19 protein-coding genes and 2 tRNA genes are annotated in these 21,465 nt (G+C 34.6%); 13 read left to right on the forward strand and 8 right to left on the reverse strand.

The genetic code is table 11. The features are described 5' to 3' along the window. Nucleotides 1-16: 16 nt before the first annotated feature. A complete protein-coding gene (locus tag AAGD62_RS00455) occupies nucleotides 17-1,543 on the forward strand; it encodes an acyl-CoA carboxylase subunit beta (protein ID WP_015589410.1) in 1,527 nt (508 codons plus the stop codon). Nucleotides 1,544-1,596: 53 nt separating this feature from the next. Here AAGD62_RS00455 and AAGD62_RS00460 read toward each other — a convergent pair. Further along, nucleotides 1,597-1,669 (reverse strand) — tRNA-Thr (locus AAGD62_RS00460). A gap of 247 nt (nucleotides 1,670-1,916) precedes the next feature. Here AAGD62_RS00460 and mutM point away from each other — a divergent pair. Next, the gene (gene mutM, locus AAGD62_RS00465) at nucleotides 1,917-2,732 is read left to right on the forward strand and encodes a bifunctional DNA-formamidopyrimidine glycosylase/DNA-(apurinic or apyrimidinic site) lyase (RefSeq protein WP_010963068.1); all 816 of its coding nucleotides are present in this window, start codon (nucleotides 1,917-1,919) and stop codon (nucleotides 2,730-2,732) included. Between the two features lie 16 nt (nucleotides 2,733-2,748). Next, complete coding sequence (gene pdxH, locus AAGD62_RS00470) at nucleotides 2,749-3,342, forward strand: pyridoxamine 5'-phosphate oxidase (RefSeq protein WP_022626142.1); 594 nt, start codon at nucleotides 2,749-2,751, stop codon at nucleotides 3,340-3,342. Nucleotides 3,343-3,345: 3 nt separating this feature from the next. Here the strand turns inward: pdxH and AAGD62_RS00475 are convergent. Further along, nucleotides 3,346-3,422, reverse strand: a tRNA-Met gene (locus tag AAGD62_RS00475). Nucleotides 3,423-3,484: 62 nt separating this feature from the next. Between AAGD62_RS00475 and AAGD62_RS00480 the strand changes: the two genes are divergently transcribed. The 3 genes from AAGD62_RS00480 to AAGD62_RS00490 all read left to right on the forward strand — a co-directional run bounded on the left by AAGD62_RS00480 (nucleotide 3,485) and on the right by AAGD62_RS00490 (nucleotide 8,359). Further along, on the forward strand, nucleotides 3,485-5,647 hold the full coding sequence (locus AAGD62_RS00480; protein ID WP_155969245.1) for a ComEC/Rec2 family competence protein: 2,163 nt from the start codon (nucleotides 3,485-3,487) through the stop codon (nucleotides 5,645-5,647). Between the two features lie 61 nt (nucleotides 5,648-5,708). Continuing rightward, the gene (locus AAGD62_RS00485; RefSeq protein WP_341812735.1) at nucleotides 5,709-7,406 is read left to right on the forward strand and encodes a hypothetical protein; all 1,698 of its coding nucleotides are present in this window, start codon (nucleotides 5,709-5,711) and stop codon (nucleotides 7,404-7,406) included. Next, entirely contained in the window at nucleotides 7,397-8,359 is a 963-nt protein-coding gene (locus tag AAGD62_RS00490) for an RluA family pseudouridine synthase (protein WP_155969241.1), read from the forward strand. Before AAGD62_RS00485 ends, AAGD62_RS00490 begins: the two co-directional genes overlap by 10 nt. An 11-nt stretch (nucleotides 8,360-8,370) precedes the next feature. Here AAGD62_RS00490 and AAGD62_RS00495 read toward each other — a convergent pair whose 3' ends face one another. The 5 genes from AAGD62_RS00495 to AAGD62_RS00515 form a co-directional block, all read right to left on the reverse strand. Next, nucleotides 8,371-8,721: a diacylglycerol kinase gene (locus tag AAGD62_RS00495; RefSeq protein ID WP_155969239.1), complete on the reverse strand. Its 351-nt coding sequence runs from the start codon at nucleotides 8,719-8,721 to the stop codon at nucleotides 8,371-8,373. A 97-nt stretch (nucleotides 8,722-8,818) separates the two neighbouring features. Next, nucleotides 8,819-9,007: a hypothetical protein gene (locus tag AAGD62_RS00500; RefSeq protein WP_246165620.1), complete on the reverse strand. Its 189-nt coding sequence runs from the start codon at nucleotides 9,005-9,007 to the stop codon at nucleotides 8,819-8,821. Continuing rightward, nucleotides 8,985-9,314 carry an EndoU domain-containing protein gene (locus tag AAGD62_RS00505; protein WP_231115837.1) on the reverse strand — a complete coding sequence of 110 codons (330 nt, stop codon included), beginning with the start codon at nucleotides 9,312-9,314 and terminating at the stop codon, nucleotides 8,985-8,987. Before AAGD62_RS00505 ends, AAGD62_RS00500 begins: the two co-directional genes overlap by 23 nt. Continuing rightward, nucleotides 9,311-9,598, reverse strand: a complete 288-nt coding sequence (locus AAGD62_RS00510) for a hypothetical protein (protein ID WP_012673373.1) — start codon at nucleotides 9,596-9,598, stop codon at nucleotides 9,311-9,313. The genes AAGD62_RS00505 and AAGD62_RS00510 overlap by 4 nt, the downstream gene beginning before the upstream one ends. A 58-nt stretch (nucleotides 9,599-9,656) precedes the next feature. Beyond that, nucleotides 9,657-10,844 carry a phosphoglycerate kinase gene (locus tag AAGD62_RS00515; RefSeq protein ID WP_341812736.1) on the reverse strand — a complete coding sequence of 396 codons (1,188 nt, stop codon included), beginning with the start codon at nucleotides 10,842-10,844 and terminating at the stop codon, nucleotides 9,657-9,659. Nucleotides 10,845-11,915: 1,071 nt separating this feature from the next. Between AAGD62_RS00515 and AAGD62_RS00520 the strand changes: the two genes are divergently transcribed. From AAGD62_RS00520 to AAGD62_RS00550, 7 genes are all read left to right on the forward strand, one after another. After that, nucleotides 11,916-12,437, forward strand: coding sequence for a cytochrome b (locus tag AAGD62_RS00520; RefSeq protein ID WP_155969235.1), 522 nt, complete (start codon nucleotides 11,916-11,918; stop codon nucleotides 12,435-12,437). A 5-nt stretch (nucleotides 12,438-12,442) separates the two neighbouring features. After that, entirely contained in the window at nucleotides 12,443-13,471 is a 1,029-nt protein-coding gene (locus AAGD62_RS00525) for an NAD(P)H-dependent flavin oxidoreductase (protein ID WP_155969233.1), read from the forward strand. Between the two features lie 122 nt (nucleotides 13,472-13,593). After that, nucleotides 13,594-14,844 carry a hypothetical protein gene (locus AAGD62_RS00530; RefSeq protein WP_155969231.1) on the forward strand — a complete coding sequence of 417 codons (1,251 nt, stop codon included), beginning with the start codon at nucleotides 13,594-13,596 and terminating at the stop codon, nucleotides 14,842-14,844. Between the two features lie 94 nt (nucleotides 14,845-14,938). After that, nucleotides 14,939-15,313 (forward strand): hypothetical protein, encoded by a 375-nt coding sequence (locus AAGD62_RS00535; RefSeq protein WP_022626145.1) that lies wholly within the window; start codon nucleotides 14,939-14,941, stop codon nucleotides 15,311-15,313. Nucleotides 15,314-15,357: 44 nt separating this feature from the next. Further along, nucleotides 15,358-17,712, forward strand: coding sequence for a type VI secretion protein (locus AAGD62_RS00540; protein WP_155969227.1), 2,355 nt, complete (start codon nucleotides 15,358-15,360; stop codon nucleotides 17,710-17,712). Beyond that, the gene (locus AAGD62_RS00545) at nucleotides 17,693-20,512 is read left to right on the forward strand and encodes a hypothetical protein (protein ID WP_341812737.1); all 2,820 of its coding nucleotides are present in this window, start codon (nucleotides 17,693-17,695) and stop codon (nucleotides 20,510-20,512) included. Before AAGD62_RS00540 ends, AAGD62_RS00545 begins: the two co-directional genes overlap by 20 nt. 120 nt (nucleotides 20,513-20,632) lie before the next feature. Further along, nucleotides 20,633-21,118 carry a hypothetical protein gene (locus AAGD62_RS00550; RefSeq protein ID WP_010082090.1) on the forward strand — a complete coding sequence of 162 codons (486 nt, stop codon included), beginning with the start codon at nucleotides 20,633-20,635 and terminating at the stop codon, nucleotides 21,116-21,118. Here AAGD62_RS00550 and AAGD62_RS00555 read toward each other — a convergent pair. Further along, entirely contained in the window at nucleotides 21,115-21,456 is a 342-nt protein-coding gene (locus AAGD62_RS00555; protein ID WP_231115835.1) for an SH3 domain-containing protein, read from the reverse strand. The two genes, AAGD62_RS00550 and AAGD62_RS00555, sit on opposite strands and share 4 nt — an antisense overlap. Nucleotides 21,457-21,465: the final 9 nt, after the last annotated feature.

Genomic DNA, 21,465 nt, shown 5'->3' on the forward strand with positions numbered 1-21,465 from the left:
AAAACTACTTTATTGTATGCAAGACTTTAAAATACTAGAAAATCTAAAAACCAAAGCACTAGAAGCTGAAAAAGGAGGCGGTTCTGACAGGATTACCAAACAACATGAAAAAGGGAAATTAACTGCTAGAGAAAGGCTCAGTATATTGCTCGATGAAAGTTCTTTTGCAGAATACGATAAATTCGTAAAACATCATGCAAATGATTTTGGCATGCAAAATGCTAATTTTTTAGGTGATGGGGTAGTGATTGGTCATGGTACTATTTATGGCAGAAAAGTTTTTGTTTATTCTCAGGATTTTACTGTCTTTGGTGGTTCACTTGGTGCGTCACATGCAAAAAAAATATGCAAAATTATGGATATGGCAATTAATGCCAGAGTTCCAATTATCGGACTAAATGATTCTGGTGGAGCCAGAATTCAGGAAGGAGTAAATTCTCTTGCTGGTTATGGAGAAATTTTTCAAAGAAACGTAAATGCATCGGGTGTTATACCACAAATTTCTTTAATTATGGGCCCATGTGCAGGAGGTGCAGTTTATTCCCCAGCATTAACTGACTTTACTTTCATGGTGAAAAACAGTTCATATATGTTTATAACCGGGCCAGATGTAGTAAAAAAGGTTACCTACGAAGATGTAAGTTTCGAAGACCTCGGTGGAGCAAAAATTCATACAAGCAAAACAGGAGTAGCGGATTTTGCATTCAATAATGATGTTGAAATGCTGCTAAAAATGCGTGAATTCTTTACTTTCTTACCAGCAAATAATCAAGAATCACCAAAATCTGCACCAATCTGTAATGATGTTGACGACATTGATGAATCCTTAAACACTCTAATTCCTACCAATCCTAATACTCCTTATGATATGTATGAACTCATTGAAAAAGTTTGTGATGAAAGGAATTTCTTTGAACTGAAACCTGATTTTGCTCGTAATATCATAACTGGTTTTGGTAGAATTGGAGGAAATACTGTCGGTATTGTTGCAAATCAACCTATGCACCTTGCAGGATGTTTGGATATTGATTCTTCAAGAAAAGCTGCGAGGTTTGTAAGGTTTTGTGACGCATTTAACATTCCGATCATCACACTTATTGATGTTCCAGGATTTTTGCCGGGTACAAATCAAGAATACAATAATATAATACAACACGGAGCGAAACTGCTTTACGCTTACGCTGAAGCGACCGTGCCGAAAATTAGCCTTATCACTAGAAAAGCGTATGGTGGTGCATACATTGTTATGAATTCGAAACATCTAAAAGGTGATATAAATTATGCCTGGCCAACTGCTGAAATAGCTGTGATGGGCCCTGAAAGTGCAGTTGAGATTATATTTCGACACGAAAAAGATCAGCAAACGTTAATTAAAGAATATAAAGAAAAATTTGCTAACCCATTTTTTGCTGCATCATATGGATACATTGATGACATTATAGTGCCAAGTAAAACAAGGTATCACTTTTGTAAAGCATTAGAGCTACTCAAAAACAAGAAGGTAGAAAGGATATGGAAAAAGCATGACAACTTACCTCTGTAACTTTCTTCTAAGCCTTGCTTACAAGTTATGCAATATTATAAGTATAATCAGTGTGCCGTTACCAAGACTCGAACTTGGGACCTCGTCATTACCAATGACGTACTCTACCACCTGAGCTACAACGGCAAGTTTATATATTATGATGATGAATAACACAAAAAAGAATAAGGAAAAAGAAGAGGAGAAAAAAAGATTAGCGAAAGCTTTAAAGCAAAATATTTTGAAAAGAAAAAAGCAGCAACAGAGTAGACAGAGAACCCTTTCAAAACTCGTTTGTGGTGAGGAATTTTTAGGAGAAAGCACCGCAGAATACTCGAATGTATTTGAGAACGACAAAATTACCATCAGAAACTTAAGTTTTGAAGGAGGTATCATGCCAGAACTACCGGAAGTGGAAGTAATCTCTAATTTTTTGCTTGATAAAATTAAAAACAAGCAAATCAGTAATGTTATAGTGAATAATTGGAATTTACGTGCCCCAATAACAAAAAATATTGATGATATGCTAAAGGGCAAAGTCATACGCAACATCAAGCGTAGAGGTAAGTATACCATCTGGAATACAGATGGTAGTGTGGCTGTAATCATACATCTTGGCATGAGCGGAAAGCTTATATATGCTGACCACGATCAAATGCGGAATAAGCATGATCACGTGGTATTTTTATTTTCTGACAATACTTCAATAATTTTTAATGACCCAAGAAGATTTGGATTAGTTATCGTTTTAAATAAAGAACAAGAAACGGATTTTTTTAGCGATTTTGGAATAGAGCCCCTCACGGATGAATTCAGTGGAGACTATTTACAGGAGTTGCTGAAAAACAAAAAAGTGAATATCAAATCAGCGTTAATGGACAATAAATCAATAGTTGGCGTAGGCAACATATATGCTTCTGAGAGCTTGTTTAGAGCCCGTATATCACCACTCAGGTCAGCAAAAAACTTGACCTATAGAGAGTGCGAAAAACTTGCTGCTGAAATAAAAAATACTCTGAGTGATGCAATTGCTGCAGGTGGTTCAACACTGAAAGATTATGCACAGCCATCTGGATCTGCTGGATACTTTCAAAATAACTTTTACGTATATGGTAAAGTTCAAAAACCTTGCAAGATTTGCAATAATATCATAACACTTATACGACAAAATGGCCGTAGCACTTATTTTTGCAACGCGTGCCAGAATTAAGATTTTATTTTTTGATATGATATTTTCACTTGAAAAAGATCCATTTGATTTGTTTTCAAAGTGGTACAAAGCAGTACTTAATTCTCCGTGTGAACAACCAACTGCAATGACGCTAGCAACTTGTAGCAAAGACTGTATTCCATCTGCAAGAGTGGTATTACTAAAGGAATATAGCAAAGAAGGTTTTGTGTTTTTCACTAACGTAAACAGTAAAAAAGGGAAAGAATTGACTGAGAACCCCAAAGCTGCGTTAGTGTTTCATTGGATAGAATTTGCTAGGCAAGTGCGAATTGAAGGAGAGGTTAAACTTCTAAACGATGAAAGAACTGACAAATACTTCTCTTCTCGAGCGCTGGGTAGTCAAATTAGCGCATGGTGCTCAAAACAATCGAGCATTCTGAAAGATTGGCAAGATTTTGAGCAAGCTATAAAATTGAAGGAAAAAGAATTTCACAATACACAAGTTTCTCGTCCTGATTTTTGGGTGGGATTTTGCGTAATCCCAAAAGTAATTGAATTTTGGCAAGAAGGTGAATATAGGAAGCATATTAGATTTAGATACACTCTTGTTGAGGGAAGCGATTGGAAAGTGGAACAACTATATCCTTAAAAATGGTTGCGGGAGTAGGATTTGAACCTACGACCTTCAGGTTATGAGCCTGACGAGCTACCGAGCTGCTCCATCCCGCGTCGTTGCTTATTTAGTTATTATATATACAAATAATGAAAAAAGAAAAATAAAATTTCACCACATGCAAATATCGACACACTTATTAACTTTTCTTGACATAATAGTTAGTTATATACGTAACAATCTGCGCAATGAACAATATAACTTGATACTGTGGTTTCCTGTTTTTCAGTGTGTAGGAATTCTAACCTATTTTTCCCTAAGTTTTGAACCAAGCTGCATATCTATTTTTCTTTTGCTTTTACCCACACTAATTTTGATTGCAATATTGTATAAAAGGTACGCGATATTGTGTATCGCTTTAATTGCAGTGCTCATAGGATTTACAGCTAGTAAATTAAGAACAGCTTTAGTTGATACTCAAATTCTTGATAAAGAGAGATATGTAAAAGATATCGTTGCCACAGTGAAGGATATTAACGACAGGGGCTCATATAAACAATTTCTGCTTTCTGTTGAAAAATCCCCTACTATCTCAAAATCCTCTCCTGTCATCCCAGCGCCCCCTTTTGTCATCCCAGTACTTGATACTGGGATCCAGAAAAAAAAGATATGGATTCCAGCGTCACGCGCTGGAATGACACCGGATAGAGCTCTAGATAACATCAGAATATCAGTTAGAACCAAAGTGGAAAAAGGCATTAAAATAGGCGATCAAGTAAAATTATCAGCAAAACTCTTCCCTCTAAAGATTGCGCCCTCGGAGTATGCATACGATTTTGCAAGAATAGCATATTACCAGAAAATAAGTGCAACAGGCTTTGCAACAAGCAAAATAGCCCTGCACAAAAAGGCTGAAGCAAGGAAATTTCAAGAATATATAGAATCTTTCCGTCAATACATTTATGAAAACCTGCAGCAAAATATCAAGAAACCACATGCGGATATAATCTCTGCATTACTGATCGGTAAAAAAGATGGCATAGATCAAAAAACTATGGACGCGATACGAGATTCAGGTATAGCACATTTGTTTGCCATATCTGGTTTGCATTTATCATTCGTTGCTGGTCTGTTTTTTGTAGTGTTTCGTAATTTATTCGCAATATCTGAAACTTTGACTCTTAAGTATAACACCAAGAAAATATCTGCATTCCTTACTATCTTGCCAACCACGTTTTATTTGTTGATTACCGGTATGCAAATTTCTGCTCAGCGTGCCTACATCATGGTGATTTTAGTACTCGTTGCAATAATGATAGAGAGAAAATATCGAGGGTTAATAGCAATTGCGTTTGCTGCTGCAGTGATACTTATCATAGAACCTGAAGCAATTTTAAAGCCAGGCTTTCAGATGTCATTTTCTGCTGTTTTGGCACTGGTTGCCAGTTATCAAATTAATGCTAATAAATTATTCAAAATAAAAATAATGAAATATTTTGTGTCGATAATGATCAGCTCAGTAATAGCAAGTTTAGCAACTGTTCCGTATACGATATATAATTTTAATTATTTTTCAATTAGTGGCATTATCACAAATTTAGTTGCTATACCAATAGTTACATTAATTATTATTCCACTTGGAATAATCTATGTTTTGTTGATTCCTTTCGGTATTGAATGGATTATAGCGCCACTTGTAGAACGCCCAATTGACAGCATTTTGTATATAACAAACGCTATCGCTAGTCTTCAGTATTTGGTTATTCCCATTCGTACTTTTCCTGCCTCATCAATTATTATAATAACATTTGGGTTATTGTGGCTGTGCTTGTGGGAAAGAAATTGGCGTTTTTTGGGATTTTTTTTTATTGTACTAGGTATTTGCTTTAGCGCTGCATATAAAACCCCCGACATCCTAATAAATGCTGATAATGTTGCTGCAAAGGAGAGTGATAACTTACTATATTCTCTCACTAGAAAAAGCAGAAATTTTGTTATCAAAACGTGGGCAAAGCAAAACGGACAGAACCAAATTTTGAATCATACAAAATATAACAATTCAAATAAAAGGCTACAGTGTGAAGATTATGATTGTATATATAATAAAGGAAATAATAAATCAGTGCTACTTGCTTATAAAAAAGAAGATATTTCAGAAAATTGTGATAAAGTTGATTTAATAATTCAATTAAGTGAATTCGACTATTCAGCTTGCAACGCTAAAATTATTAAACATGCTGATCTAGAAACGTATGGCACACATTCTGTTTGGTTAACAAATCGTTACGTAAAGATTAATACAGTGCGCTCCAATAGGCCTTGGCACATGTTGAAAAATTAAGAAACTTGATTTTAAGGTTTGGTTAATGTATACCTAAATAAGTTTAAACTAGAAAAATGTTATGGTTACAGACACTAAAGATCCTTTCAAAGACTATTTTGATTTTTTAGGATTTAGAAAACTTTCTGACCAGCCCAGTAGAATTTTGAGCTCTATAAGAAAGTATTCTGGTACTATATCGATAGCAAGTACCATTGCTACTCTTATAGCATTTACTGCCTTTTCTATTCAGCCTGTTACAGTAAGTATTGCTGGGTTTGCGTTCACGCCAGCACCTCTTGCCTTTATTCCTCTTATAGTTCTCTTATTTACTGCTGTTATAAACTTTATAAATACACAAAAAATAAAAGAGAATGAAATAGATAAAAAAATAGGAAACTATCAAGTTGATGAACAGTACAGCCAGATTGCTCAAGAAGCTAAAAAAATTGAAATTGTAACAAATTTAGATAAAAAGGGGGAAAAGCTTTCAATAGTTTTACCAATTTCTAAGACGCAGAGAGAAATACTAGAAGATATAGAAGCAGAAAATAGAAATAGGATTCTCTTGTTTACTGGATCATATGTATTTGGTACTATTATAGTAGTTTCAGCAATATCACAATCCATTAATGCTCCAATAATATTAATAGCTTTATTAGTCGCTATTCTTTTATGCATCATATCAACACTTAGCAATCTAATAAGTAATAGCGTGGATCATGAAAATCATACTATTAGAAAACACAGTTCTTTAGGTCTTCTATTTCCATACTGGTCTGGAAAGGGCATGGTTGTATCAGTAGTAGAAAATAAGCTTGGTAAAAGGGAAAATGAACTAATATCTCTAATGAAAAAACTACTTAGTACGCTTTGCAACTCATTTGACAGTAACCTTAAAAAAGCTTGCGATTTACTTGATAATAGTCTTTTAAAGCCTGCAAATATTAACATTAAAGAAACGCTTGATCACCTAAAAAAAATCAGAGAAGACATCAAAAAAGATTTAGATTGGCTACATGCAGAAATTTCAGAAGTTTTAAACAACACTAAAGAATTGACAAAAAAAGCACATTCACTAGATATTGAAGGTACTTTTTCTAGGTTAGAGAATGCTATTAAAATTGCTGAAGATAAAATTGAACGATTTGAACCAAGCCGCTTTGTAGGCTGGCTTCAATCAACTACGCAGTCTAATAATAACGAGTTCCTTAGCATGCTAAAAAAGTTAAAAGAGGATACAGAAGAGGAAAAAACGGAATTGAAGGAGCAATTAAACGTAGTAAGGAATGAATTAGAAGAAATAAAAAAGAAGCAAGCTCAACCAAGTACGCCTGATTTAGAAGCTAACAATGGAAATAATACTAATAAATTATTAGTATTAGAAAATAAAGTCAAAGAACTACGTGACACAGTTAGAAAGTTAGAGCTGGAAGCAGAACAAAATAAGCTGCAGCAAAAGAAGGAAAAGTTAGAGCAAAAAAAATCTGAACAAGAAAAAACAGATGAATGGAAAGAAAAAATCAACGGCAAACCAAGTGACTTTCTATATTATTTATTAGAATCTATTAAGCTGGAAGAAAAAGATAATAAAGAAAAAAAGGTTGAGGCAACATTACGAGATTTTGATAATAAAGTTACAATCTACTGGAAAGATGGCTCTCAAACAATTTGCCATATTAAAAAACAAGGTGATCTGCAAATTGAGTCTAGTGCAACAATGTTTACAGACCCAAATGTTCAAGCAGCATGGGAAATGGCGCGGGGTAAATCACTATAGATCACTCAATAATAACCTTAAGTGTTAATAATGATAAAGAGAAATTAAGGTTAGACACCTATATAGCTGAAAAATGCAACATATCACGCAGCAAAGCGCAAAGATTGATACAAAATGAGCAGGTGAAATTACTTGGCACACCGATAATTAATAATGACTACATAGTAAAACCAGATGAAGAGTATGTGGTGCATCTCGTTCAACCTGACATATCCACATCAATTGAGCCTAATTATGACATAAAACTTAATATCGTCTATGAAGATGAAGACATTATAGTTCTGAGTAAACAAAGTGGATTAACGGTACATCCAGGTGCTGGGACAAACAATGATACGCTTTTGAACGCAGTTATCGCTCACCTTGGTAAAATCCCATATACCCATGTGAGACCAGGAATTGTTCATAGACTCGATAAAGATACCAGTGGGCTAATGGTAATTGCAAAAAATGAAGCAGCCCATAGTTTTTTGTCTGAATTGTTATCGAATCGCAAAATAAAGCGGGAATACTTAGCAGTAGTTTGGGGAACATTATCTTCCCAGCAGGGAACTATAGAAACTAACATTGCTCCAAAGCGTGGTAATAAAGAAATGATGTGTGTTACAAAAACAACGGGCAAATTAGCAATCACTCATTACTCAGTAGAGAAAGTTATAGGACAAGCAAGCCTCGTTAAATGCACTTTAGAAACAGGTAGAACGCACCAAATTCGAGTCCACATGAGCCACATAGGACATTCCATAGTTGGTGATCAAGTTTATGGAAAAAATAGTAGTAAAAGCACAAAATATGCTAAAAACTCTAGTTTCATTCGTAATTTCAATAGACAAGCACTACATGCTTATACACTGGGCTTATACCACCCAAAAAGTAAGGAATACATGGAATTTGTCTCTGATTTACCGCAAGATATAAAAACTTTAATTGGTGAGTTTGACAACATATCTTAATAACATTCGTATTAACCTATCAATATTATCATCCATGTTATCAGGAAGTTAATTAATGAAAGAAAAACTGCTGCACTACCTAGATCTTTCACCTTTTTTGAAAGTATGTGTTGTTCACTGGAAATACGCTCAATTGTCGTTTCAAAAGCAGTGTTAACAATTTCCACAATTAACACCAGGAATAGGCTGCTTATCATTACTGCACGTTCTAGATTACTTACATCCAAAACAAACAAAACTGAGACACATACTATAAAAAGCAGTAACTCCTGTCTGAACGCAATTTCTGATATAAAAGCTGATTTTATTCCTTCACAAGAGTATTGAATTGCTTTTATTAGACGAATAATGCCCTTCTTCATTATTATTCACAAAACCCTTTAATCAAAATTTTAACTCATTTGGATTTGCTCCACCCTATAGCATTTTTATCATTTGTTCACCCTATTGGTTTTGAAATTAAGATTTACTGCAACTACAATAAGTACTCTTATCATCACATTTTGGTGTTAAGTCAGGATAGAACGTGAGTATAGCATCATTCTTTCTTACAAACACTGATTGATAATTGTCATCTTCCATTTCATATAGACACATTCCATCTTTTCCTAATTCCTTAAACGCCTTAGTTGCAGAAATTATCGGCATGAAGGTTATATGCGTATCCATTTGGGCATTTAACTTTCACTTCCCCATCCTTACCTAAATATTTCATTCCAAATGTATAAACTGGCGGCTTAATATCTGATTTATTGCATAGGATGCCAACTGCCCATTTATCCTCTTGAGCTTCAACATATCTACCTACAAAATGCATACCACCTAGTTTATCGTTTGGCTCACCACAAAAAATATGTCCAAACCCTATAGTTTCTTTTTCACTTCCACTATTTGTAAACCAAATGTTAGCCAGTTCATCTTTAAGTAACTCCAAATCCGCATCTGGCGTAATCACTTATATATTCCTTTCACTACTTCTTGATGCTGCGGACAACTAAGTAAAATTTTGAAATCTTCTTTATCTGGATGTGCTCCCCAATCTCCACAAACTTTCAACACTCCTCTATCGAAGTCAGTTAATTCTGAAACGGTGGCTGGTTGTGAACTGAAAAATGGTTCAAAATTGACTTCAACATTTTCTTCTACATAGCCGGTGTGAAAATAATGATCCTTAATATAAAAAATAAATCCTATTATTGGTATTATTAAACACAAAATTAGTTTAACTGTCTTCGACATAATCACGTTCACAAAAAAGCTAGCTTACAAGAAACAATTTAAAAAAGTTTTAATCTAATCATTTTTGCAGAGCAGCAACTCCCGGCATTTCGTCACCACCCAGCCAACTTAAAAACGCTCCTCCACCAGTGGAAACATATGTAAAATCCTTATCAGTAAGGCTTGCAGCGCTTATTGCAGATAGACTATCACCTCCCCCTATTATGCTGGTTAACTTTCCTTTGTGCGTTAAGTCACTTACGACTTTCATTATTCCTATTGTACCACTTGCAAAAGCTGAATGTTCAAAAACACCAATAGGTCCATTCCATAATAGAATTTTACTGCTCGCTATTATACTGCTTATTATACTCAAAGTTTGTGGTCCGATATCCAAAATTACATCGCTGTCCAAAATGGACTCAGCTTTTCTTGAAATACTAGTGCTGTAATCAGAGTTTATTGCAACCAAAACGTCTTCCGGTACAATTATTTTGCAATTGTTTTTATTTGCTGTTTCAACAATATTATGTAGAAGGTCGTCAACACCATTTTGAAAGAAAGATTTTCCTATATTTACTTTGCTAAATGACAAAAAATTATTAGCAATCGCACCACCGAGAACTAGGTAATCAACCTTTTCTGTTAGCTTCATAAGCACTTTTATTTTAGTTGATATTTTAGCTCCCCCAACTATCGCAGTAATAGGTTTAGCTTTAAACGATACAGCTTTTTCAAGATACTTTAGCTCATCTTGCAAGCAAAACCCTGCATAAGAGGGTAAAAATTCTGTAATGCGTGAAATAGAAGCGTGAGCTCTGTGAGAGCAAGAAAATGCATCATTTACATATATATCCGCTAGAGATGCTAGTTGTTTGGCAAAATTTGAGTCACTTTGCTCTTCCTCTTTATAAAATCTTAGATTCTCTAGTAATATTATATCTCCTGCATCCATAACACTTACTGCTCTTTGTACTTTTTCACCAACGCAATCGTCAATGAATTTCACTTTTTTATTTAGTAACTGCGATAAAGTGTCAATTACATTTTTTAGCGACAGATTATTGTCTCTGGCCTTTGGGCGTCCAAAATGTGATATAATAATAATCTTTGCACTCGCATTCACTAAATACTGAATAGTAGGCAATGCTCTCAAAATACGAGTGACATCACGAATTTCTCCATCTTTTATAGGAACATTGAAGTCAACTCTAAGTAAGACGGCTTTATTGTGAAGATCACAATTTTCTATACTAGGTATGTTCATTACAAAATTGAAGCTATAAAGTCACTATACAGCAGTTTGATCTAAAGTAAAGTTTTAAGCTTACGAACGTTTAAGGAAATTTGCATGCCAAACGCTTGACACTGGAACTTTATCGTCATGCCACCACGAACCGTCATACCGCGATTCATTCGCGGTATCTCTAGATCCCGCTAACACGTAGCGGGATGACGATTGTCAGGGTGTCATCCCAGCACCCCTATGATGTCATTTAAGTAGCTGACACTGGTTCCTTTATGATGGCAGTGCCCCTATGGTGTCATTCCAGTGCTTGACACTGGAATCCAGCCTTTCCATAATCATCAAAACATTGTATTTTAACGTAAAACAGCTATTTTTATGCTCACCAACTTAATAAAATTCCTGGATTCCAGCGTCACGCGCTGGAATGACATCACAGGAGCACTGGAATGACACCATTTGTTGTGTTTAACAAAGTTCGTACTTAGCTTCATGTTAGCTATAAATATTAAGAAATTTACCAAACGAAAAAAAAGGCAAAAGAAGCCCCGTGGTTATTATCCGCTTTAAAATATTGGCGTTTTTTATGTTTTAAACTCTTGACAAGCGAGATTCAGCCGCTTTTAATTGCAACTAACCTACGCTGCAAATGTTTAAGAAATTTACTAAGCAGAAAAAAAGACAAAGAATCCCCGAGTTAGCTAGTCTTTTACTATCTCTGTCGAGTATTGGCATTTTTTGATGTCTTGTAACGCTTTATAAGCGCGTTCAGCTTATTTAGATAAAAATCTAGATGTAGATGAAGTTTTGTAAAGACATACAGTATCTATATACTGCAAAAAATTGAACATAAGACGCCGATACATTAAGTAATCCTTACCTTTTAATCTGCAGATTGGCGAAAGCAAATACAATAGCTTCAGTTTCATGATAAGGGGGCTGGCGGAGTTTGTCAAGGAAGTTTTTCGTTTCTATGTTCTGAATGACAGGATTGCTCTTGAATTTACATTGTCGGTAAATCTAAATTGCTTTAATAATTTTGATTGAAAAATAGTTTTTCTATTATATAAATGCTACTTTAGGGTAATCAAAATGGAAGACGATAAATATAGCCTAGGTTTAAGGGTTATCCATTGGTTGATGGCTATTTTTATTATCGGTATGCTTTGCTCTGGACTTTATATGAAAAGCTTACCACTTAGCAATGAAATTAAGTTCAACATATACGCTATTCATAAGGCTTGCGGTATCACTATTCTTGGATTAATCATAGTACGCATATTTTTTCGCGTCTTTACTTATGTTCCACCACTTCCAGCAAATTTCTCTCGATTTGTAATCAATGTAAGCAAAACAGTACACTTTGGTTTATATTCTTTAATGGTGCTAATGCCACTATCTGGCTATGTTATGTCTTCTGCTTCTGGCAAACAGATCAAATATTTTTTTCATATCCCTTTGTTGATTAATCAAAACAAAGATCTAGCTAACGCAGCTAATCAGCTACATTCGATGTTTGCGTATTTTATGGTACTCTTTATAATCTTACATATACTTGGCGCTTTGAAGCACACATTTATAGATAAACAAAACATTTTTAAACGCATGATATAGGTTATATGTTAAGTAGCCTCTGGAAAAAAGGAACAGATTTTCTTGGCAGTGAGTTTGCTATAATGGGTGGTGCTATGAGCTGGGTTTCAGAGAGAAACTTGGTCTCAGCAATCTCAAACGCTGGTGGTTTTGGTGTGATTGCATGTGGTGCAATGTTTCCAGACTTGCTAAAAAAAGAAATCATAGAGACGCAGCAATTAACTAACAAGCCATTTGGTGTAAATCTAATTACTATGCACCCAAAGTTGAGTGAGTTGATAGATGTGTGTATTGAAACGAAAGTGAGCCATATAGTGCTTGCCGGTGGACTGCCAACAAAGCCTAATATAGAAAAAATCAAGGGTGCGGGCATTAAAGTTATGTGCTTTGCACCAGCATTAAGCCTTGCGAAAAGGTTAGTAAAAATGGGAGTAGATGCATTAATAATAGAAGGAATGGAAGCAGGTGGGCATATAGGTCCAGTTAGCACTTCTGTTCTTGCACAAGAGATATTGCCTCATTTTAAAAATGAACAAATACCAGTGTTTGTTGCAGGTGGAATAGGAAGAGGTGAAATGATAATTAATTACCTGGAAATGGGAGCAAGTGGCTGTCAAATAGGTACATTATTTGTCTGCACTAATGAGTCAATTGCCCACAAAAATTTCAAGGAAGTGTTTATTAAATCGGCCGCACGTAATGCAATACCTTCTGTACAGATAAGTGCTGATTTTCCTGTAATTCCTGTAAGAGCTATAGCCAACAAAGCAAGTGATGACTTTATGAAGCGTCAAAAAGAAGTTATTGATGAATACCAAAAGGGACAGATCTCAAAAGAAGATGGGCAGCTTGAAATAGAAAAGTTCTGGGCTGGAGCTTTAAGAAGAGCAGTGATTGAAGGAGATGTTGAAACGGGATCTTTAATGGCCGGTCAAAGTGTTGGCATGGTTGATAGGGAAAAGCCTGTAAAAGAAGTAGTGGATATGTTAGTTCAACAAGCAAACAATTATATTGAGAGCAAATCTGTAGAAGTAGAAAACCCAGAAAGCAAATAGTTAAGCGACCTCACAATAAGCAAGTTGCCATTAATTATCCATAATATGGCATAATTATCCAATTTTAATGTAAAATTAACGCTAAAGAGGTATCTATACATTTTATTTGTATGGAGGAGTCTATGCCAGGTACTTTAAAAAAACCTCAGAATAATAAAGAAGTTATTAACCAACAATTGCACGACACTATATACAAAAAGGTAACAAAAAAAACACATAATCATGAAAGCCCAAAAAAAAATGGAGATGGAACTATCAAAAAATGCATAGAGTTGTTCAAGGAAGGAGCTAGTCCTGAGGTATTAACTGAATTAGAAAAATCGCTGAGAGAACAATTAGAAAAATCACCAGAAAAACAAGAGGAATATCAAAAACATTATAAGTATTATATCGAAAACTTTCTTCCTGCATTGAAAGATGAAGTAATAAAATCAGAAGAACTAGCTGTACCTACAGTATTTAACAATGAAAGAGAACAATCACAAAGACCACAAACAAAAAGAGGAAAAATAGTAAAAACAATTTTGGATATTACTAACAGGAGCAGCAGTGTAAGCTCAATACCAAATGCTGTTGAAGAAAATATTGAAGATCAAATGCAGCTAGGACATATTGAAGAGCAAAACAACACACAAGAAACACCCTTGAATGTAGCTGAGAAAAAAAGTGGTGATACTAAAATACTTGGCCAATTAGATATTCCGAAAGAGGTATCTAGAAAATATAGTAAAGTTATGGAGCAATTAAAGAAGAATATAAAAACTCCTAAGCTTGGTAACGGTAGTGGTTCAGATAGTGGAATAAACTCACCTGGACTGAGTGAAAAAAACTCGATATCACCAATAAATAGTAGAAAAAACAGTTTAACATCAATAGCAAGCACTTCATCTGAGGAAAGTTTAAACTCAACATTGAGCTCTGTTGAAGAAGATAATGGCTTACAACCAGAGGGTGGAGAAAAAACTGAGTTATTAGAATCAAATTTGGAATCCCCAAAAGAAAACGAGACTCAAGTGCAGCCAGAGCAGACTGTAAAAAAAGAGCCAAAAATGCAAGAAAATGAAAACTCAGATGGTCAAGCAAATCCAGATCAAGTTAAGAAAGATATCCTACTTAAAAACCAACCCAATAACAGAAATCTTCACGTTGCATTTGTAGCAGGTTGTGCTCTCTCCACAATAGGGTGCATTGTTGCAGGAGCAATGACATCAGGATTGATAGGAGCAGGACTACTTGCTATGGTTGCAGTGCTTGCTATAGCAGCAGTAGCTGAATTGCATTCAAACTTCCTATCAAGTAAATTAACATCCATTAATGTGAGTCCTCTTGTTGATGATAAGAGCTTACAGCATGTTCACAGCGGTAAAAATTAAATATGTGTTACTTGTAGTGGATAAGTGAATTCAGTTCTTGCCTATTGATATAAAAGTTGTTATATTTGAGGAATGTTTAAAAGGTGTTTAGTTGATGCGCATTCAATTGAATAAAGTTTTGGTTTTTATAGCCTTATTAAGTTTCATTTTTGCATCATATTCTAGCGAAGCAAGTTCGGCGAGTGATGAATTAAAGGGTATACAAGAAACGGTAAAAAATTTTATTTCTTCATTTTCAGTTAAAGATACTGTAGAAAATATGAGTCCTTCAACAATCATAGGGTTGTGTATAGCTGCAGTGATACTTGCAGTAGTGTTCAGAGGTCTAATCTTTTTTATGATAATGTTTGGTGTACTGGTCCTGATGTTCGGTAGTACAGAAAAGGCAACAGACTACTTAAAAGAAAAATTTAACTTTGCAAAAGATATAAAATTACAATCCGATAGCGAAAAAAAAGATAAAAATTAAGATAGTATTTTTATCTTTTTTAATTATCTTTATTGAATACGCATATGCAGTTAAAAGTACCAACAGTTAACTCTAAGCTTAAAAAAAAGAACAACTTAGCATTACTAGAAAGCATTGATTTAGATTTTGTTCCTTATGCTTGTCATTACGATGAAGAAACCATACTAACAAAACAGGGAGAATTGTTAAAAATAATCAAGTTAGAAGATTATTCTTCTGTTGATAACTACAGCGAACTCAGAACTGAAATTAGAAAAAGCATATCAAAAAATATTAATAGCCTGTATTTTACCGTTTGGATTCATACCGTTAGAAAGCGCAATAAACTGAGCTTGAAATGGAATAAAACTGAAGACTTCTCTGACAACCTACATTCAACGTGGTTTAATAAACTAACTGATAGTAAATTACAGTATATAAATGAACTATACATTGTAATATTGTTTAGCGATTTTGGCAAGCATACTAATAATTCGTTTTTTTTCAATAGAATAAAGAATAAGCATAAGTTGTCTTTACAAGAAAGCCATCAGGAGTTGCAAAAGATAACTGACGTAATTCAAAATGATTTAGGACCTTTTGGAGCTAAAAAACTGAGTCTAAGGTTTAGTGAAGGTAAAATATATTCTGAAATGATAGAATTTCTCCACTATATTGTTACATTAACGCACAAAGATTATCCAATACATGAAAGGGACCTGTCGCAATATATTAGAAATTTTAAAATAGCTTTTGGTTTCAATACGTTTCAAACAATATTTGAAAATCAACAGAAATTTGGCTCTATTTTCAGCATAAAAGAATACCGGGAAATCTCTTTAGGTAATATAGATAGATGCTTGCAGCTTGAATCTGAATTTATCATTACAGAAATAATGATATTTACTAGTAATAACAAAGCAATAAAAGAATTTAAAAAACAAATCAACATGCTGCAAATTAGTGAGGATAATACCTTACTTAAAAGCTCAGGAATTGAAGAAATAATAGAGCTTGAAAAGACCTCTAGTATAGACTTCTGCCAACAGAAAATTATTTTTACAATATTTGCAGATGATAGGAATAAGTTAGCTGAAAGTATTAGTGATTTATCTTCTATAATGTCATTAGTTGGCTTCATGATGTTTAGAACTGATTTACATATGGAAAGTCATTTTTGGGCACAACTTCCAGGCAATTTTGCTTTTATTACGCAACCGAAAAATATCTTAACAAAATACGCTTGCAGCTTTGCTATGCTGCACGATTTTACGTCAGGTACATTAAAAGGAAGAAGGTGGAAAGAAGCGGTAATGATTTTTTTCTCAAAAAAAGGAAATCCTTACTTCTTTAATTTTCATGGAAAAAGAAATAATGGCCATACTACGATACTCGGAGCTCCAAATTCAGGCAGAACTTCACTCATTAATTTTCTATTATCAGAATCAAGAAAGTTTAACCCAAGAATTGTCATATTGGATAACACTGGAAAATCAATAATTTTTACTAAAGCAGTGAGTGGTAAATATTACATAATCGATCCAAAATATAAGGACAAAAGCCTAAAATTTAATCCACTAAACATTGAAGATAGTGCTTCCAATCGCAATATGTTGGTTGAACTGATCAGAAGAATGGTAGCCGATACGAGCTTGGTGGACGTAGAAGAAAAGATAAGAAAAATTGTGGATTCTATATTTGCTATACCCAAGGAATCACGTTCTATTTCACAAATTTCTGAGGTGCTCTTGCTCCTTGGGGGTAAGATAAGTAGATGGTGTGACGATGGTGACTTTGCTTACTTATTTCAAGATGGTAATGAATCAGATATTGACTGGGAAACAAAAATTATATCTCTCAACACCGCAAACCTTACAAAACAAAAGGAATGTATGTCCGTGATACTTTACTATTTTTTATATTCTTTTGAGGCAAAATGTGATGGCTCGCCTGCAATACTTGTTTTGGATGAAGCATGGGAGATAAGTAATATTTTTCCTACAGAGAAAGAGTTTGATAACTGGATGCAAAGAATGACGGAACTAAATGTTGTAGTAATCCTAAGTACTGAAAATTTAAATCTCGCATTTGCTAGCAAATTTACTCAATATTTAGATAAACATGTTGATACAAGAATCTTGATGCCGAACGTCAATGCAAATAGATTATACATGAAGGCATTTTCTCTATCGAAAGAGGAGCTGAATATAATTCTGCAGACGCCAACACAGGAAGGTTTATTTTTGATAAAACAGTACAAAGGATTAGTAACCTTAAATCTGGATTTGAAGGATATGCAAGAAATACATGTACTTTCAGCTAACAAAGAGACTATAAAGTATATGTATGAGGCAATAAAAGAAAAAGGAGAAGAAGTTAATGAGTGGTTACCGGTATTTTATGAGAAGTGTAAGGCTTAATTTCTTATTGATATTTTTTTTGATACTTGGTCTTTCGTATCAAGGATATGCTGATTGTCCAACATTTGTAGAAAGTAATACTTGGTGGGAAGCAATAGTTGGTGGAGATTGGGTAAAGGAAATTAAGGTGCAAGCAATAAAAGATCAAGGAGTTGATGGTTACTTTAATCCCAAAATTAGAGTATGTGCTTATGATGGACAAAGTTATTGTTATGACTTACAAAGTGGGGAATCCTGCCGCCAGATATATGGAACGCAAGGTACAGGAGCTGGAGTTTCTGCTGCAGCTTTTATTGATTGGGAAGGGGATAAAACAAAAGCTGGAGGAGAAATTGCTCGGGGTCTTAAATGGGAATGGGCAGACGGTGTTACTGATGAGGAAAAAAGAAGATTCGCTAACTCTCCTAAAATATGTGCTTGCAGTCAAAAAGGGGCTTGTATGTCAGGAATTTCTTCATGGGGTTCTAGAGTATTTTCGGGTGAGAATATTTTCCGTCCTGGGGAGATGGAAAAAGTCTGTGATACCTGCTACCAAACGGCAGTAAAATGTGCTCCTGTGCCACTTGCACCTAGCCCCCCTCCATTCTGTGAACAACTTGCGATGTCACCTCCACAAGTTAGAATTGTTCCTATAACAAATGAAGATAATGATTACTTCGATCCAAGAGTTGGGGTGATAATTAGCGGACTGGAGGAAAGAAAAGAGTTAGGTTTTCCACACGTTGTTTCAAATAATGAGAACATTCCAAATCACTCATATACTGTTACAGATAAGGATACTCACTATTACTTCAAAACCTATAGAAAAAAGGGCCAGCTCTGCGCTGAATACCATGGAACTAAAAGTATAGACAAAAAAAATCCACAGTTCGTCCGCTGTTTCCCTGCACCACCTGCTCCAGAGCCTGAAGTAGTAGAAATAGTACAAAGTAACACGTCTGGAAAGCAGAGTGACACGTTAAAGATAAGAATGAAGATGAGCGAGAGCACTTGTACTTATGAAGCACGTGGAACCTACAGTGATGGTTTATGTACTTTTAATGTTAATACCGCTGTAAATATTGGCCCCCTATCTTTAAAAGTAGTAAAACCAGCAATAGTAGCAAAAACAACTGATAGTAATATTGATAATATTATAGAAGGTATATTAGAAAGTAATCCGCAACAATTTAAAGTTCTGAAAGAATATGGCTATGTTCCTGATGTGCAAATTAAATGTTCTAAAGGCGGAAGTTTTTATAGTTTTAATGATTTTGAGAAAAAGTTAAAAGACAAATCTATTCAATGTGAATTTAATAACTCTGGGCAGCCGGAAATAGAAGTAAAGTATAAAGGAAATTCTAACAGTAAAATGCTTTGTCTTTCTGGATGGCAGCCAGAACCAGAGGAGTTTGTTCTTAAAAGAGAAAATAAAATAATACCACTAAAATTAATGGGAACAAGATATACTAAATACAATGCTGTTTACTCCAAGGAATCAAATCAGTTCTATTATCTTCCAAGCAAGGAAAATAAAAGAGCCGATCTCTTAAACAGAGATCAGAGTGAGTTAGATAAAATAATATTCAATAAGCAAGGGTATGTTTTCTTCCCTGACAACAATAAACAGGAAAAGGGGAAATGCAGTTACTGTGTAAAAAGAAATGATGAGATAGACGATACATTTAAATCTAGTAAAGGACTGAAAGTAGTGTACAAATTGACGGATGTAGAGCATAGAGAAAAATGTAATCAAGGTGATGATGGTTGTATCTGCTTTACTGGAACATGCAGCCGTTCAACACGATATGTAGAAAAAAAAAACACTCAACCTTTTTATACAAAGATTTCACAAAATACAAATGGCGTTGTCACGCAACCAGAAGCACCAATAAAAGCAAACAGAATGGAGGTCTTTTACGCTGATAAATTGTGTAGGTTCGATTTAGAAGGTCTCAAAAAGAAATTAAAAGAAAAATTAAAAGAGATAATCAAGGAACAGCTGAAAAATAAGAAACCAGATCTTGAAAAAAATAATGAAAAATCCTATGATCATAAAAATAAAGATGTTTATACAGATGACTTATCAATAAAATTTGATCGTATTAAAATAGAAGCGTGGGGAAGTGGTGAAGCAGGTCATATACAAGGTAGTGGCTGTGACAATCAAAAATGCCATTCTACTGAAAGCAGAGTAGGGATGCCAGGAGATTATATTAAAGCTAAACTGAAAATCGATCCTAATTATCCTATAATTAAGGTGCAAGTCACAGAGGGAGGGGGTAACCAGGAAAGTAACCTCTCAGATAAGGACGGGGGACCTGTTTTCATAGAAATGTGCAATTCGCAGAAGCAACATTGCCAGCAACTGATTACTGTTGCAGGTGGAGGTGAGTATAGAACATACGGTGGTAAGGGTTATGAGGAAACAGTAATTCATAAGCAAGATTTAAAGCTAGAGGAGAAAATTGTAAAGGCAGATAAACTGAAGTCTACACAAGACAATCAAATAGCATATATAGAAAATGGTGAAATCAAGTATGAAACAGTAGAGTGTGGAAGTGGTTTGAGAAGCAGTAGATCTGGTGCAGGTGGCTGCATTAATAAAAGCAAAGGAATTTATGGTAAAGGCTCTCCAGGGTATGTGAAGATTAGACCTATTATAAAGGAATTTGACGAAGAAGAAATAAATGCTGCTATTAAAAAAGTAATAGAGGATCTATACGATCTTGAAACTATGACTGATTTTTGGGTAGGGGATCTTAACGTGAATATAAGTGGGATAATTAAAGAGGAAGTCAAAAAAGAATTATCAAGGTAAAAAGATATAGCTCTGGAAATGATGCTCTTGTCTTAATAATTAATTAAAGTAAAGCATGTAGTAAATGGTGTAATTGCTGTATCTTAACAAAAAGGTATAACGAATGTAGGAGGGTGCTTTATGTCTCTAAAGAATAAAATTTCTGAGTTAATAGAACAACAATTTAGCATTAAATACCATGACAATTATTTGGCTTACACTATACATAATTGGGCTGCAAGCGAAATATCTGATTCTATTACTTTTTGCATAATTGGTTGTGGAAATTGCAAGATTGGATATCAAGATGTTGCAAAGTCATTCAACATAACAAAAGAAGAAATTGACCAAGGTAATATTGCAAGCATAGAAAGTAAAATAAAAAGTGAAGCTGAAAAATCAGGTAGCGAGTTTTCTGAGTTGATTTCTAGAGTGGATCAATCGCTAAAAGAGCAGAGTGAAAAGTCTATTGTACAAATTTTAGATTCATCCGCTGAGGAGATGTTAAGGAGTTTCTGTGATAGCCCTGTACAGTCTCCAGAGCCTCAAGAACCCTCTGCTTCATCTGAAGAGCATGCTACAGAAGGCCCAGAAACTAGTGTTAATTCAGATCTTTTGTCAACCTAATCAACCCCATATATATGTTTTTTTTGTACCCATGCTTTGCGTTTTGGGGTGGAAAGAAAGCACCATTCTTCGTTACACTTTTCTATTTTCATTACAACAAATTTGTCTATTTTTATAGTAATCTTGCTGTCTACACTCTGTTTTTGATATCCATAAGTATCTTCTTTTACAATCGTGTAGCGCTTATCACTAAGAAGATTGCCTTTTATCCATCCGCAGTCTTCATCTATATCGCAGACCTTTTTCCAACTCTCAAACTCTTCTATCACTTTCAGGGGCAGATTTTTGCAAGTGTATATCCATTTTACAGGATAGTGAAACCCTGGCCCCGTTCTCATGTTGATCTT

Origin of the sequence: Wolbachia endosymbiont (group A) of Eristalinus aeneus (genome assembly GCF_964026915.1) — a bacterium.
GTDB lineage: Bacteria > Pseudomonadota > Alphaproteobacteria > Rickettsiales > Anaplasmataceae > Wolbachia > Wolbachia pipientis.